Annotated in this window: 15 protein-coding genes and 1 tRNA gene; 9 read left to right on the top strand and 7 right to left on the bottom strand. The window is 69.6% G+C overall.

Going from position 1 to position 13,830, the window contains the following annotated elements; translation table 11 throughout:
- Positions 1-4 precede the first annotated feature (4 nt).
- The 3 genes from ACQEVJ_RS42710 to ACQEVJ_RS42700 form a co-directional block, all read right to left on the bottom strand.
- Positions 5-655, bottom strand: coding sequence for a hypothetical protein (locus ACQEVJ_RS42710; RefSeq protein WP_433110845.1), 651 nt, complete (start codon positions 653-655; stop codon positions 5-7).
- Between the two features lie 380 nt (positions 656-1,035).
- Positions 1,036-1,112 (bottom strand) — tRNA-Pro (locus ACQEVJ_RS42705).
- Between the two features lie 35 nt (positions 1,113-1,147).
- Positions 1,148-2,080 carry a metallophosphoesterase gene (locus ACQEVJ_RS42700; RefSeq protein WP_433110843.1) on the bottom strand — a complete coding sequence of 311 codons (933 nt, stop codon included), beginning with the start codon at positions 2,078-2,080 and terminating at the stop codon, positions 1,148-1,150.
- An 80-nt stretch (positions 2,081-2,160) separates the two neighbouring features.
- On the opposite strand from ACQEVJ_RS42700, the gene ACQEVJ_RS42695 reads away from it, so the two are divergent.
- A complete protein-coding gene (locus tag ACQEVJ_RS42695; protein WP_433110841.1) occupies positions 2,161-2,616 on the top strand; it encodes a GatB/YqeY domain-containing protein in 456 nt (151 codons plus the stop codon).
- A gap of 108 nt (positions 2,617-2,724) precedes the next feature.
- On the opposite strand, the gene ACQEVJ_RS42690 is transcribed toward ACQEVJ_RS42695, so the two are convergent.
- Complete coding sequence (locus ACQEVJ_RS42690; RefSeq protein WP_433110839.1) at positions 2,725-4,968, bottom strand: transglycosylase domain-containing protein; 2,244 nt, start codon at positions 4,966-4,968, stop codon at positions 2,725-2,727.
- A 258-nt stretch (positions 4,969-5,226) separates the two neighbouring features.
- Here ACQEVJ_RS42690 and ACQEVJ_RS42685 point away from each other — a divergent pair, with 258 nt between their 5' ends.
- Positions 5,227-5,523: a WhiB family transcriptional regulator gene (locus tag ACQEVJ_RS42685; protein WP_139573991.1), complete on the top strand. Its 297-nt coding sequence runs from the start codon at positions 5,227-5,229 to the stop codon at positions 5,521-5,523.
- 48 nt (positions 5,524-5,571) lie between these two features.
- Here ACQEVJ_RS42685 and ACQEVJ_RS42680 read toward each other — a convergent pair whose 3' ends face one another.
- Positions 5,572-6,711, bottom strand: a complete 1,140-nt coding sequence (locus ACQEVJ_RS42680) for an ArsA family ATPase (RefSeq protein WP_433110836.1) — start codon at positions 6,709-6,711, stop codon at positions 5,572-5,574.
- Between the two features lie 42 nt (positions 6,712-6,753).
- The gene (locus tag ACQEVJ_RS42675; protein ID WP_433110834.1) at positions 6,754-7,794 is read right to left on the bottom strand and encodes an ArsA family ATPase; all 1,041 of its coding nucleotides are present in this window, start codon (positions 7,792-7,794) and stop codon (positions 6,754-6,756) included.
- Positions 7,795-7,980: 186 nt separating this feature from the next.
- On the opposite strand from ACQEVJ_RS42675, the gene ACQEVJ_RS42670 reads away from it, so the two are divergent.
- The 5 genes from ACQEVJ_RS42670 to ACQEVJ_RS42650 all read left to right on the top strand — a co-directional run bounded on the left by ACQEVJ_RS42670 (position 7,981) and on the right by ACQEVJ_RS42650 (position 11,318).
- Positions 7,981-8,943 carry a slipin family protein gene (locus ACQEVJ_RS42670; protein ID WP_433110832.1) on the top strand — a complete coding sequence of 321 codons (963 nt, stop codon included), beginning with the start codon at positions 7,981-7,983 and terminating at the stop codon, positions 8,941-8,943.
- 37 nt (positions 8,944-8,980) lie between these two features.
- Complete coding sequence (locus tag ACQEVJ_RS42665) at positions 8,981-9,133, top strand: DUF4177 domain-containing protein (RefSeq protein WP_143737071.1); 153 nt, start codon at positions 8,981-8,983, stop codon at positions 9,131-9,133.
- Positions 9,133-9,594 (top strand): RidA family protein, encoded by a 462-nt coding sequence (locus ACQEVJ_RS42660; RefSeq protein WP_433110829.1) that lies wholly within the window; start codon positions 9,133-9,135, stop codon positions 9,592-9,594. Before ACQEVJ_RS42665 ends, ACQEVJ_RS42660 begins: the two co-directional genes overlap by 1 nt.
- A 93-nt stretch (positions 9,595-9,687) precedes the next feature.
- Positions 9,688-10,512 carry an NUDIX hydrolase gene (locus ACQEVJ_RS42655; RefSeq protein ID WP_433110827.1) on the top strand — a complete coding sequence of 275 codons (825 nt, stop codon included), beginning with the start codon at positions 9,688-9,690 and terminating at the stop codon, positions 10,510-10,512.
- Complete coding sequence (locus ACQEVJ_RS42650; RefSeq protein WP_433110825.1) at positions 10,509-11,318, top strand: MBL fold metallo-hydrolase; 810 nt, start codon at positions 10,509-10,511, stop codon at positions 11,316-11,318. Before ACQEVJ_RS42655 ends, ACQEVJ_RS42650 begins: the two co-directional genes overlap by 4 nt.
- Positions 11,319-11,324: 6 nt before the next feature.
- On the opposite strand, the gene ACQEVJ_RS42645 is transcribed toward ACQEVJ_RS42650, so the two are convergent.
- Positions 11,325-12,005, bottom strand: coding sequence for a Crp/Fnr family transcriptional regulator (locus tag ACQEVJ_RS42645; protein WP_030506761.1), 681 nt, complete (start codon positions 12,003-12,005; stop codon positions 11,325-11,327).
- Positions 12,006-12,347: 342 nt separating this feature from the next.
- Here ACQEVJ_RS42645 and nth point away from each other — a divergent pair, with 342 nt between their 5' ends.
- Both nth and ACQEVJ_RS42635 read left to right on the top strand, forming a co-directional pair.
- Positions 12,348-13,085, top strand: a complete 738-nt coding sequence (nth, locus tag ACQEVJ_RS42640) for an endonuclease III (protein ID WP_433110823.1) — start codon at positions 12,348-12,350, stop codon at positions 13,083-13,085.
- 92 nt (positions 13,086-13,177) lie between these two features.
- Positions 13,178-13,825, top strand: a complete 648-nt coding sequence (locus tag ACQEVJ_RS42635; RefSeq protein WP_433110821.1) for an NUDIX hydrolase — start codon at positions 13,178-13,180, stop codon at positions 13,823-13,825.
- Positions 13,826-13,830 lie beyond the last annotated feature (5 nt).

Here is a 13,830-nt window from a genome sequence, read left to right as displayed (position 1 = left end):
GGAGTTACTTGGTATCCCCAAGACGTCTAAGGAACCGTCGCAGTACGGCATACAACTCATTGGGGTTGTCGAGCGCTTCCACCGTGACGCGATCAACGAAGGCTATCCCTGCGTCTCGCAGCAAGTGGTCGCGTGAATTATCGAGAGCTCGACGGCCATTGTGGTGAGGGCCGTCAATCTCTAGCACGCCGACTCGACCCTTGTACGTGACAAGAACGTCCGGTTCCCAGGTATGTCCGGGAACTCTTCCTCCCGCAAGGGGGAATATCGCGATTGTGTCTTCGGCGGGAAAATCCTTTTCCTGCATTTGCTTGAGTGCCCGATACACGGCAAGTTCGCCGCTGTTTGTGAAGGCTAGATTATCTTCGTTGAGCCCAGAGGACTCTAGTCGAACGGTACGCCCCTGGTTTGTCTGTCGCTTACCGGAGAGTCGTTCGCGGACCTGCTCCCGCCATTGAGGTCCAACGGTCGGCATGATCTCGCGGATGCCCATCCATGCGACGCCATAACCGCGACGCTGTGAAACTTCGATACAAATCGCTCGCAGCTTGTCCGTCGCCTCTTCAGTGAAGAGTTGCTGAGATTCGGGAGCTACCTCCAGCCAAAAGTCGTCCTCGTCGGCTTGATAGTCCCGTTCGATAACGGCGTTCTTCACCTGTAGCAGGAGCTCTGCGAGCTTTTTTTCTCCGCGAAGCACGAGGAGAGCGGCGGCATGTCCAAGAGTCGCCTCGGCCCGGAGCCGTTTCCTTTCGGCATCCGTGATGCTGGGCGCGCTTAGAAGCTCGTCAAACGACTGCTCGTCTCTTCTTGTGGCGCCACTTGGTTGTCTAGCGCTGTCTCGCATGCGCCGCCCCTCCAGCTCGCACATGATCTGAGGTAGGCGGTACCCGGTATGTGTGACAGGTTCGCGTTGCTCGGCTACGTCCGGTCTGCTCACTGACTGAGGCCATAAAGGTCATAGTCACTCAGTTAGTCACTCAGCAATGCAGAAGGCCGGTTCCGATCTTCGGAACCGGCCTCTCAGCTGGTACTACATGGTCGGGGTGGCGGGATTTGAACCCACGGCCTCTTCGTCCCGAACGAAGCGCGCTGCCAAGCTGCGCTACACCCCGGTCGCTTGGACTTTCCGTCCTGCGCCTCGGCAAGTCTAGCGGACTTTGCGGCTGCTTGTGTCATCCGGCACGACGGGGCGGCGGGGGACGAGCGTCAGCAGGGTCGCCTCGGGCGGGCAGGCGAATCGCGCGGGCGCGTACGGCGAGGTGCCGAGGCCGGCCGAGACGTGCAGCCATGCGCTCTCGTGCCTGCTCAGCCCCTTGACGCGGGCGCGGTCGATGCCGCAGTTGGTCACCAGAGCGCCGTAGAACGGAATGCACAGCTGCCCGCCGTGGGTGTGCCCGGCCAGCAGCAACTGATACCCGTCCTGGGCGAAGCGGGACATGTTGCGCGGCTCGGGAGAGTGCATGACGCCGAGCCGCAGGTCGGCGTCGACAGGGGCCTGGCCCGCGATCTCGTCGTAGCGGTCCCGGTCGATGTGGGAGTCGTGGATGCCGCCCACGTGGACGTCGAGGTCGGCCACCTTGAGGCGGGCCGTCGCGTTGTTCATGTCCAGCCAGCCGGCCTCCCGCATCGCGGCGCCCAGCTCGGCCCAGGGCAGGGTCGGCACGTGCTGCCGGGAGTCCCCCTTGGAGGTACGCCACAGGTAGCGGGCGGGGTTCTTCGGCCGGGGGGCGTAGAGGTCGTTGGAGCCGTAGACGAACAGGCCCGGCCGGTCGAGCAGCGGCTCCACGGCGTACATGTACGACTCGACCGCGTCGGGGTGCGCCAGCGTGTCGCCGGTGTTCACGACGAGGTCGGGGTCGAGCGAGGCCAGCGACCGCACCCACGTGATCAGCCGGTGACGCCGGGGCGTGAGGTGCAGGTCGGAGATCTGCAGGATCCGGACCGGTCGCTGGCCCGGAGCCAGGACGGGTACGTCGAACCGGCGCAGCCGAAACCAGTTTCGCTCGATCACCGTGGCGTAGCCGACACCGGCCACGCCGAGGCCGAGGATGGACAGGGGAATCGCGGCTGCTTTCCTCACACAGCCATGATGCCCGACGTACGGCCCGCCTCCCGCATAACCTGGCGAAGACGGGAGCCCGGGCACGGCAAGATGGACGCATGAGTGCGTTGAAGGACAAGCTGAAGGCCGACCTCGCGGCCTCGATGAAGGCCCGTGCCGAGGTACGGGTCCGGACCATCCGGATGGCTCTGGCCGCCGTCAACGTCGAGGAGGTCGCCGGCAAGGAGGCCCGCGAGCTCTCCGACGACGAGGTGATCAAGGTGCTGACCCGCGAGGCCAAGAAGCGCCGTGAGGCCTCCGAGGCGTTCGCGGGCGCAGGACGGGCCGAGCAGGCCCAGGCGGAGCTGGACGAGCAGGCTGTCCTGGAGGAGTACCTTCCCGCCCAGTTGAGCGACGACGAGCTGAACGCGCTCGTCGACGAGGCGCTCGCCGAGAGCGGCGCGCAGGGCCCCAAGGCCATGGGCCAGGTCATGAAGATCCTGAACCCGAAGGTCGCGGGCCGCGCCGAGGGCGGCCGGGTCGCCCAGGCCGTACGCGCCCGTCTGTCCGCCTGACGGCCTGGAGCGTCCGGGCGAAACCTGGACGCCTTGGAGCGTCCGGCCCGAGCCCGGAAACGCCGATGGGCCGCTCCCGGTGAGAGGAGCGGCCCATCGGGAAAAGGATCAGCCGAACGGGTCGAAGGGCGAGTCGCCGCCACCGGGGCCACCGCCGTTGCCGCCGCCACGGCCGTTGCCACGGCCGTTGAAGGGACCGTCGCCGCCGCGACCGTCTCCGTGATCGTCGCCGCCGCCCCGGTCGGACTTCGGCTTCGGCGGGGGCGCGCACTGGTGGGCGCAGCCGCCGAACCTCGACATATTCGGCTTGACGAACGACGAGGCGTCGACGCCCTTGAGCGCCGACAGGAAGGTCGCCTTCCAGATCGGGCCCGGGATGCTGGCGCCGAAGACCGAGCCGTACGACCGGCCGCCGATGACGCGGTTGCTCAGCGGGTAGCGGACCGGGCCGCGCGGGTCGCCGAGGCTGACCGCGCCCGCGAGGTCGGGGGTGAAACCGGCGAACCAGACGGTCCGGGAGACGTCCCCCGTACCGGTCTTGCCGGCCGCGTCCCTGCCGATGCCGCCGACACCGGACATGGTGCCCTTGGTGAACACGCCCGACAGGATGCTCGTGGCCGCGTCGGCGACCTCGGCCTCGACGACCTGCTTGCACTCGGGCTTGAACGAGGTCACCTTGTTGAAGCGGTCGGTGATCTCGGTGACGGCCATCGGCGCGCAGTACTTGCCGCGGGCGCCCAGCGTCGCGTACGCCGAGGCGACGGTGACCGGGTCCATCTCGTTGAACCCGAGCGTGAACGGCTCGAACTCCTGGAGCTTGCCGCCGTCGGCGCGCTTGATGCCGAAGTCCTTGGCGGTCTTCACGACGTCGCAGAGGCCGACCTTCTGCTCAAGGGTGAGAAAGAAGGTGTTCACCGAGCCCCACGTGCCGGTCTGCAGGGTCAGGAACCCTCCGTGGCCCTCCGCGTTGTGCAGCGGGGTCTTGATGTCGCCGACGGAGTTGCCCTTGCAGTCCTTGAACGCGGAGTAGCTGGGCGCCGTGTAGGTGCTGCCGACGTTGAAGCCGTCGTTGAACTTGTAGCCCTCCTTCAGCGCCGTCACCAGCGTGAACATCTTGAAGGTCGATCCGGCCTGGAAGCCCGTGCCGCCGCCGTGCAGGGCGTCCGCGACGACGTTGATCGACATCTCGTTCTTCTTCCGGCTGGTGCCGAACTTCCGGCTGGAGGCCATCGCCCTGATGGCTCCCGTGCCGGGCTCGACGAGCGCCTCGGAGGCGACCGGCTTGTCGCTCGGGAAGACGTAGTTCTTGATGGCCTTCTCCGCGGCCTTCTGCATCTTCCGGCTCAGCGTGGTCCTGATCGTCAGGCCGCCGCGGGCCAGGAAGTCCTGCCGGGCCTTCTGCGTCTTGCCGAACTGCGTGTCGTTGAGGATCTCGTTGCGCACGTACAGGCAGAAGTACGGGTACTCGCTCTCCTCGCAGCCGCCGGGGATCTCCTTGTCCTTCCACCCCAGCTTCTTCTTCTTGGCCGCGTTGCGCTCCGCCTCGGTGATGATCTTCAGCTCGGCCATGCGGTCGAGCACGACGTTGCGCCGGGCCAGCAGCCGGTCGCGGAAGGCCTTGCCCCGGTTGGGGTCGGTGGCGTTCGGGTCCTGGACGGCTCCCGCCAGCGTCGCGGCCTCGCTCAGGCTCAGCTCGGAGGCGTGCTTGCCGAAGAAGCGCTTGGACGCCGCCTCGATGCCGTACGCGCTGGCGCCGAAGTAGGCGATGTTGAGATAGCGGTTGAGGATCTCGTCCTTGCCGTACTTCTGCTCGAGCCCCATCGCGTAGCGGATCTCGTTGAGCTTGCGCCCGACGGTCGGCGCGACGGCGGCGGCCTTGTCCTCGTCGGTCTCCGCCTGGTTGAACAGGACCTGCTTCACGTACTGCTGGGTGATGGACGAACCGCCCTGGGTCACCCCGCCCGTCGTGATGTTCTTGACCAGGGCGCGGGTCGTGCCCTCGACGTCGAGCGGGCCGTGCTCGTAGAAGCGGAAGTCCTCGATCGCCACGATCGCCTTACGCATGATCGGCGCGATGCGGTCCATCGGGACCGATTCCCGGTTCTCGAAGTAGAACTGGGCGAACTGCTTGCCGTCCGCGTCGAGGAGGACCGTCTTCTCGGGCAGCGGCGGTTCGTTGAGGTCCGCCGGCTTGAGGCTCAGGGTGTCGATGCTCGACTTGACCGTCACGCCGGCCCCGCCCACGGCGGGTAGTGCAATGGCCGCCGCCAGCACTCCCGCGACGCCCGCGGCGCCGATGAGACGCAGGGCCGCACCTGCCCGGGATGCCAGAGTTTTGCCGTGAGCTTGCACGGATCCAAGGGTACGTCCGTTTGGCGACTCTCCCGGCATCGACCTCACAGGTCGGCATTACCCCCTCGCGGGGGGGACTAGTCATTCCCGGCCACATGGCCTGACATGACCATGCACGAATTTGGTCCCCCCGGGGTATGTCGGTTCGATCGTTTCGTTGCGTACTTTCTCCTCTGCGGCTACTGCAACCAGGAGGCCCGACGCCCGCGCCCGTCGGCCGAAACGACGACTGACCACCTAAGGGGAGTGGGGTCGAACATGTGGATCACGGATTGGACCTCCCGTGCCGCCTGCCGAGGTGCGGATCCTGACGCACTCTTCGTGCAAGGCGCCGCCCAGAACCGGGCCAAGCTCATCTGTCGTGGATGCCCTGTCCGTACCGAATGCCTCGCCGATGCGCTGGACAATCGCATCGAGTTCGGGGTGTGGGGCGGGATGACGGAGAGGGAACGGCGTGCGCTGCTCAGGCGCAGGCCGGACGTGGAGTCCTGGCGCGACCTGTTGGAGTGCGCCAAGGAAGAGTACGAGCGGACCAACGAACTGATCGCCGGCTGAGCCCGGCGCGGCGTCCCGCGGCGAAGCGGGACGCCGGACGACACGCCTTTAGGACGCGAGGAGTTGCCCGATCTGGCGCAGTCCCGCCAGATCGTGCACATCCTCGGGCATCGCGGGCACCTGCGCGATGGGCACCGTCGGATGGGCCGAGGTGAAGTGCTCCTGCTGACGCTGCTCCCGGGAGGCGAGCTGCATTCTTCCGGCGTGCAACCGCAGCACCGCCGCGGTGAGTTCGTGCTCGCCCCTGGCGTCCAGGTCCTCGGCGGCCGCGGAGCTGCGCGCGGCCGACAGGGACGGCGCCAGCGGCCGGTGCACGCGGTTGACGACGAGCCCGGCCAGCGGCATGCGCTCGTCGGCCAGCCGCTCGACGAAGTAGGACGCCTCGCGCATCGCGTCGCGCTCCGGCGCGGCGACGACGACGAACGCCGTGCCCGGGGCCTGTAGCAAGCGGTACGTCTGCTCGGCGCGCTGGCGGAAGCCGCCGAACACCGCGTCGAGCGCGGTGACGAACATCTGGATGTCCCGGAGCACCTGGGCCCCGATCACCTTGGTCAGGATGCCCGCGACCATCCCGAAGCCGGCGTTGAGCAGCTTGAACGCGCTGCGCCCGCCCGCCTTGGCCGGTGCCGTGAGAATGCGGATCAGCCTGCCGTCCAGGAACCTGCCGAGGCGCTCGGGGGCGTCGAGGAAGTCGAGCGCCGACCGCGACGGCGGGGTGTCCACCACGATCAGGTCCCACTCGTTCGACCGGCGCAACTGGCCAAGCTTCTCCATGGCCATGTACTCCTGCGTGCCGGAGAAGCTGGACGACAACGACTGGTAGAAGGGGTTCGTCAGGATCTGCTGCGCGCGCTCGGGATCGGCGTGGGCCTCGATGATCTCGTCGAAGGTCCGCTTCATGTCGAGCATCATCGCGTGCAGCTCGCCGCCGGCCTTTCCGGCGCCGTCCGCACCTTGTACGCGCCTGGGGGTGTTGTCGAGCTCGGTCAGGCCCATCGCCTGGGCCAGCCGCCGGGCGGGGTCCACCGTCAGGACGACCACCGAGCGGCCCCGCTCGGCGGCGCGCAGCCCGAGGGCCGCGGCCGTCGTGGTCTTGCCGACACCGCCCGAGCCGCAGCACACGATGATCCGGGTGTCCGGGTCATCCAAGATCGCGTCGATGTCCAGCGCGGGCGCCGTCCTGGTCACAGCTCAGCCTCTCACTCGGTCGAAGTTCACGCCGCGCACTGTTCACGCCACACACTGGGCGCGCAGGGCGTCGGCCAGTTCGTAGAGCCCGGCCAGGTCGGCGCCGTCGGGCAGCAGCGGCAGGTCGTACTGCGGCACGCCGGCCTCCTCAAGCGCGACGCGCTCGCGCTTTTCCAGCTCGGTCCGCAGGGCGTGCTCGGTCACCTCGCGGGCGAGCGCCTCGGCGACCGCGGGGGCGTCGGACCTGCCGTCCGTCAGCCCGGCCGCCTTGAGGCCGAGCGCGAGCTCGGCGGAGTCGAACCGGCCCTGGCCGGCCGCCTCCAGCACACCCTCGGGCAGCCCGCTGGGGCGCACCATGTTGACGAACACGCCGCCGACCGGCAGGCCGGTCGTGCGCAGCTCCTCGATGCCGTCCAGCGTCTCCTGGACGGGCATCTCCTCCAGGAGCGTCACGAAGTGGACGGCCGTCTCCGGGGAGGCGAGGACGCCCCGCACGAGGTCGGCGTGGTTCTTGATGGGCCCGACCCGGGCCAGCCCGGCGACCTCCTGCGTCACGTTCAGGAACCGGGCTATCCGGCCGGTCGGGGGCGCGTCCATGACGATCGCGTCGTACACCCTCCGGCCCAGCTTGTCGCGGCGCCGTACGGCCTCGCTGGTCTTGCCGGTGACCAGGACGTCGCGCAGGCCGGGGGCGATGGTCGTGGCGAAGTCGACCACGCCCATGCGGGTCAGCGCCTTGCCCACGCGCTTGAAGCCGTAGAACATCTCGAGATATTCGAGCATGGCCTCTTCGGGGTCGACGGCCAGCGCGTACACGTCCCCGCCGCCGGGCGCCACGGCGATCTTGCGCTCCTCGTACGGCAGCGGCGGCAGGTCGAACGCCTGGGCGATGCCCTGCCGTCCCTCGACCTCGACGAGCAGCACCTTGCGCCCGCCCGCCGCCAGGGCCAGCGCGAGCGCGGCGGCGACCGTCGTCTTCCCGGTGCCGCCCTTGCCGCTCACCACGTGCAGGCGCACGCCGTCCCAGTCGGTGTCACGGGCCTCCCCGTTGCTCCCGCCGCGACTGCTGGTCGGCTGACTCACCGTGCCTCCTCCGGACGGCCGGCGAGATCGCTTGCGCGGATCGTCGCGCGGTGGTTCCCGTCGGCGTGCCTGCTCCACTCGCCCACGTGAGGAAGGCTACCCAAGGGTTACCTGCCGATTCGCGGGGGTCGTCCCGAGCCGGAACCCGAGGTACGGCTTGCGCGTCCATTGGGTAAGGGTTCGACAATGGGCGTTCGCCCAATCGGGTCGACGAAGGAGGTGCCGGCCGTGGAGTCGGTGCTGTTGACGCTGGTCGTGGTCCTGGGGTTCGCCCTGCTCGTCGCGGTGGCCCGGGGCGTGCGGATCGTCCAGCAGTACGAGACCGGGATCGTGTTCCGGCTCGGCCGCATCCAGCAGGAGGTGCGGGGCCCTGGTTTGCACCTGATCGTCCCGATCGTCGACCGCATGCAAAAAGTGAACATGCAGATCGTCACGATGGGGGTGCCCGCGCAGGAGGGCATCACCAAGGACAACGTGTCCGTCCGCGTCGACGCGGTCGTCTACTTCCGGGTGATCGACCCGATCAAGGCGGTCGTGAACGTCCAGAACTACCTCTTCGCCGTCTCCCAGGTGGCGCAGACGTCGCTGCGGTCGGTGATCGGCCAGTCGGAGCTGGACCAGTTGCTGTCCGACAGGGACGCCCTGAACGCCCAGCTCAAGGCCGTCATCGACGAGCCGACCGAGGGTCCGTGGGGCATCCGGATCGAGCGGGTCGAGATCAAGGACGTGGCCCTGCCGGAAGGCATGAAGAGGTCGATGTCCCGGCAGGCGGAGGCCGAGCGGGAGCGGCGCGCCCGCATCATCACGGCCGACGGCGAGTTCCAGGCGTCCAAGCGGCTGGCCGCCGCCGCGCGGCAGATGTCGGCCGACCCGGCGGCCCTGCAACTGCGCATGCTGCAGACCGTGGTGGAGGTCGCGGCGGAGAAGAACAGCACCCTTGTCATGCCGCTGCCGGTCGAGCTGCTGCGTTTCTTCGACAAGATGGCTCCCGCCGCCGAGACGCCCGTCGCCGCCCAGGAGACCACGGCCGAACCCGAGCCGGTGGAGGAGGCGTTGGAGGAGCTGCCCGCCATCGACGCTTCGGCCGACCTGCCCGGCACGCCGTTCGACGTGCCCGCCCACGCGCCCCGGCCCGAACCGCGTTCCTGAGCATCCCCGGCGTGCCGTGCCTCGATAGCCTTTGCCCATGACCAAGTGGGAATACGTCACCGTGCCGTTGCTCACGCACGCCACGAAGCAGATTCTGGACAACTGGGGCGAAGACGGGTGGGAGCTCGTCTCGGTCATCCCGGGGCCCAACCCCGAGCAGCTGGTCGCCTACATGAAGCGGGCCAAGTGATGGCGACCCCGGAGGAGCGGCTCGCCGAGCTCGGGCTCGCGCTGCCCGAGGTCGTGCCCCCGCTGGCCGCGTACGTGCCCGCCGTACGGACGGGCGACCACGTCTACACCTCCGGCCAGCTTCCGCTCGTGAAGGGCGAGCTGGGCGTTACCGGCAAGGTCGGCGCGGAGGTGTCGGCAGAGGAGGCCAAGGAACAGGCGCGCATCTGCGCGGTCAACGCCTTGGCGGCCATCAAGGCGCTGGTGGGCGACCTGTCGCAGGTCGTGCGGATCGTGAAGGTGGTCGGGTTCGTCGCGAGCGCCCCCGGCTTCACCGGGCAGCCGCAGGTCGTCAACGGCGCCAGCGAACTGCTCGGCGAGGTGTTGGGCGAGGCGGGCAAGCACGCGAGGAGCGCGGTCGGCGTGGCGGTCCTCCCGCTCGACGCCCCGGTCGAGGTGGAGGTCATCGCGGAGGTCCGCTGACCGTCCGGCCGACCGGAACCGGGGTTTGCGGTTCCGCGAAGGCGTGGGGGAGCATGGGGGCCGGTTGACCCGATCGTTGTTCTGGAGGGCCTCATGGGGTTTCCGCTGCCCGGCGAGATCGGCGAGCGGGCACGGGAGATCCTCGCCGGCCGCCTGGCTCCCATCCCCGCCAGGGACGCGGCCACGGTGGTGCTGCTGCGTGACGACCCCCTGGAGGTGTACCTCCTCAGGCGCAAGGCCACGATGGCCTTCGCCGCCGGTGCCTACGTGTTCCCCGGCGGATCGGTCGACCCGCGGGACGCCGACCACACCGTGGCCTGGGCGGGTCCGTCGCCCGCCGCGTGGGGCGAGGTCTTTCGGGCCGACGAGAGCACGGCCCGGGGCCTCGTCTGCGCCGCCGTGCGGGAGACGTTCGAGGAGTCGGGCGTGCTCCTGGCCGGGCCGGGCCCGGACACGGTGGTGACGGACACGACGGGCCCGGACTGGGAGGCCGACCGCCTCGCGCTGATCGCACGCACATTGTCGTTCGCCGAGTTCCTCGACCGGCGCGGTCTTGTGCTCAGGTCCGACCTGCTCAAGGCGTGGGCGCACTGGATCACGCCGGTCGTGGAGCCCCGGCGCTTCGACACCCGCTTCTTCGTGGCGGCCCTGCCTCCCGGGCAGCGTACGCGTGACGTGGGCGGGGAGGCGTCCGGGGTGGCCTGGATGCGGCCACGGGACGCGCTGGCCGCCGCGAGAGCGGGAACGGCGCACATGCTGCCGCCCACCTTCCAGACGCTGGCCGAGATGGCGGCGTTCGAGTCGGCGGGAGACGCGCTCGCCTGCCCCCGGTCGATCACGACCGTCCTGCCGGAGCCCGCCGAGGTGGACGGGCAGATGGTGCTCATGATTCCCGAGACAGGAAAGGCGGCCGAGTGAGCGGCCTGCAGATCCCGGTGGAGGGCCCGGACGGCGCCGGCGGTCTTGACGGAGCCGGCACGGCGAGCGCCGTGAACGTGCTCGCGCCCAACCCGTCGCCGATGACCCTCGACGGCACCAACACGTGGATCGTCGGCGGGACCGACGCCGTACTGGTCGTGGATCCCGGCCCCGACGACGAGGCGCACCTGCGGCGGGTCGCCGAGCGGGTGGACGGCCGCCGGGTGACCGCCGTCCTGCTCACGCACGGCCACCCCGACCACAGCGAGGGCGCGACGACGCTCGCGCGGATGCTCGGCGCGCCGGTGCGGGCGCTCGACCCTCGCCACCGCCTTGGCGAGGAGGGCCTGGCCGACGGCGACGTGCTGACGGCGGGCGACGTGGAGGTGCGGGTCGTCGGCACGCCCGGGCACTCGTTCGACTCGCTGTGCTTCTGGCTGCCCGGCGACCGGGCGATGCTGACCGGTGACACCGTCCTCGGCCGGGGGACGACCGTCATCGCCCCCGACGGGGACCTCGGCGACTACCTGCGGAGCCTGGACAGGCTCAGGCAGGGCGCGGAGATGCTGGAGGCCACGACGCTGCTGCCCGGTCACGGGCCCGTCCTGCCCGATCCCACCGGGGTGCTCGACGCGTACATCGCCCACCGGCGCGAGCGGCTGGAGCAGATCCGCGAGGCGATCCGCAGGGGCGCCAGGGACGCGCGCGAGATCGTCGAGATGGTCTACGCCGAGGTGGACCGGTCGCTGTGGCCGGCCGCCGAGATGTCGGTGGCGGCCCAGCTCACCTACCTCAAGACGCTCTAGCGCGCTCTAGCGGGAGCGGTTGAAGAGCCGCTCCCTGTCCATGATCACCACGGCTTTGGCCTCGATGCGCAGCCAGCCGCGCTGGGCGAAGTCGGCCAGGGCCTTGTTGACCGTCTCCCGCGAGGCGCCCACGAGCTGGGCGAGCTCCTCCTGGGTGAGGTCGTGATGCACCCGGATGCCGTCGTCGGTCTTCTGCCCGAAGCGGTCGGCCAAGTCGAGAAGCTGCTTCGCGACACGGCCGGGCACGTCGGTGAAGACGAGGTCGGCGAGCACGTCGTTGGTGCGGCGCAGCCGCTGGGCCAGGGCGCGCAGCAGATGGAGGGCGACCTCGGGCCGGCCGGTCAGCCAGGGCCGCAGGTCGTCGTGGCCGAGCCCGGCCAGACGCACGTCGGTCAGCGCGATCGCCGAGGCCGTACGCGGACGAGGGTCGAACAGCGACAGTTCGCCGAACATCTCGCCGGGACCCAGCACGCTCAGCAGGTTCTCCCGGCCGTCGGGAGCGGTGCGCGCCAGCTTGATCTTGCCTTCGAGCACCACGTAGAGCCGGTCGCCCGTCTCGTTCTCACTGAAGAGGGTGCGCCCCTTGGGCAGCTCCACCTCGGTGATGCTCGTACGCAGAGCCGCGGCGCTCTCGCGGTCGAGCGCGGAGAACAGCGGCGCCTTGCTCAGTACTTCCTCGGTGCTCACGGTGCCTCCTTGCTGCGGGCGCGCTCGGTCGCCGGCTCCGTGCTAGCCATTGTGACCCACGCCCTCCACGGCGCATTGCGGGGTGTCCCGTTACGTCGCATGGGCGTAGCTCCCGGCTCGCACTCGTGTGCGTCGTGCCTGGCGAAACAACACAATCTTGGCGAAAACCTATCCTGACGCCCATCGCGCGCTCGACCGGCTCGGGCAGCCGGTCGTCCCCCTACGGGCACAGTGTATTGCGCAGCGTAGGGACAAATTGGCAAATACAGGCTGGATATGTGGCATGTGTGACAAGCCATGACCTGGGAGCGGGCCGGGGACGCGAGGCCCTACGCTTGCGGCATGGCGACGAACACGGCCGCTCCCCGAGGGCGTCAGCGCCAGGCCGAGACCCGCCTGGGACTCGTGCGGCGGGCGCGGCGAATCAACCGGATCCTGGCCGAGACCTACCCTGACGCCCATTGCGAGCTCGACTTCGGCAACCCCCTGGAGCTGCTGGTCGCCACGATCCTCTCGGCGCAGTGCACCGACAAAAGGGTCAACATGGTCACTCCGGTGCTCTTCGCGAAGTACCGGACCGCGGCCGACTACGCCGGGGCCGACCGCGCCGAACTCGAAGAGATCATCAAGTCGACCGGGTTCTTCCGGGCGAAGGCCAACAGCATCATCGGGATGGCGCAGGCCCTCTGCGAACAGCACAAGGGGGAGGTTCCGGGCAAGCTGCCCGACCTGGTCAAGCTCCCCGGTGTGGGCCGCAAGACCGCGAACGTCGTGCTCGGCAACGCCTTCGGCGTCCCCGGCATCACCGTCGACACGCACTTCCAGCGGCTGACGAGGCGCTTCGGCTGGACGACCGAGACCGATCCCGTGAAGATCGAGCACGAGGTCGGCGACCTGATCCCCAAGTCCGAGTGGACGATGCTGTCGCATCGCCTGATCTGGCACGGCCGGCGCATCTGCCACGCCAGGAAGCCCGCCTGCGGCGTGTGCCCCCTCGCCGCGCTCTGCCCGTCGTACGGCACCGGCCCCACCGACGCGGACCAGGCGCGCAAACTGGTGCGGCCGGGCCCGTTCTCGTGAGTACGCGGTGATCGGGAAGCTGGCGCGCTCTCGCGTGGTTGTACGGCACGCCTGGGCCCGCGCGTGCCCGGTGTGACGATGTGGAGGTGGTCGTGGGTCCCGCTTGGCTGACGGAGCTGGCCGCGAAGGCCGCGCACAGCCCTGTTCCCACCGCGTTGCGGCCGCCCGCGAACGGCGCCGGCCGCTCGGCGGCGGTGCTGTTGCTGTTCGGCGAGGGGCCCGAAGGGCCCGACGTCCTGCTCATCCAGCGCAGTTCGAAGGGCCGAACCCACGCAGGCCAGCCCGCGTTCCCCGGCGGCGGCGTCGATCCCGGTGACGACGGCCCGATCGGCGCGGCCCTGCGGGAGGCCCAGGAGGAGACCGGGCTCGACCCCTCGGGCGTCGAGGTCGTCGGGACCATGCCGGAGCTCTACGTCTGGCGCAGCGACAACCGGGTGACGCCCGTTCTCGCCTGGTGGCACACGCCCTCCGCCGTGCACGCCGCGTCTCCCGACGAGGTCGAGACCGTCGAACGGGTCCCGGTCGCGGAGCTGGTGGACCCGGCCAACCGGCTGCGGCTGCGCCACCCGCGCGGCGTCGTCCCCTCCGTGGCGTTCCGCGTGCGCGGCCTGCTCGTGTGGGGGTTCACCGCCGGCGTGCTGGACGGCGTGCTGACCGCGGCCGGCTTCGAGCGCCCCTGGGACCGCTCACGAGTCGAGGATCTTCCCCCCGAGGTCGTGGATCTGGCCGCGCGGGGCTGAGCGCG

The sequence above is a fragment of the Microbispora sp. CA-102843 genome (assembly GCF_050936215.1).
Taxonomy (GTDB): Bacteria; Actinomycetota; Actinomycetes; order Streptosporangiales; family Streptosporangiaceae; genus Microbispora.
The sequence above is the reverse complement of the archived record's forward strand: the minus strand, read 5'-3'. Positions and strand labels throughout refer to the sequence as shown.

Excerpts from the sequence above, each read along its gene's own strand:
- ACQEVJ_RS42665 (WP_143737071.1), top strand. The coding sequence starts at position 8,981 with ATGACCAAGTGGGAATACGTCACCGTGCCGTTGCTCACGCACGCCACG.
- ACQEVJ_RS42695 (WP_433110841.1), top strand. The coding sequence starts at position 2,161 with ATGAGTGCGTTGAAGGACAAGCTGAAGGCCGACCTCGCGGCCTCGATG.
- nth (WP_433110823.1), top strand. The coding sequence starts at position 12,348 with ATGGCGACGAACACGGCCGCTCCCCGAGGGCGTCAGCGCCAGGCCGAG.
- ACQEVJ_RS42660 (WP_433110829.1), top strand. The coding sequence starts at position 9,133 with ATGGCGACCCCGGAGGAGCGGCTCGCCGAGCTCGGGCTCGCGCTGCCC.
- ACQEVJ_RS42655 (WP_433110827.1), top strand. The coding sequence starts at position 9,688 with ATGGGGTTTCCGCTGCCCGGCGAGATCGGCGAGCGGGCACGGGAGATC.
- ACQEVJ_RS42685 (WP_139573991.1), top strand. The coding sequence starts at position 5,227 with ATGTGGATCACGGATTGGACCTCCCGTGCCGCCTGCCGAGGTGCGGAT.
- ACQEVJ_RS42670 (WP_433110832.1), top strand. The coding sequence starts at position 7,981 with ATGGGCGTTCGCCCAATCGGGTCGACGAAGGAGGTGCCGGCCGTGGAG.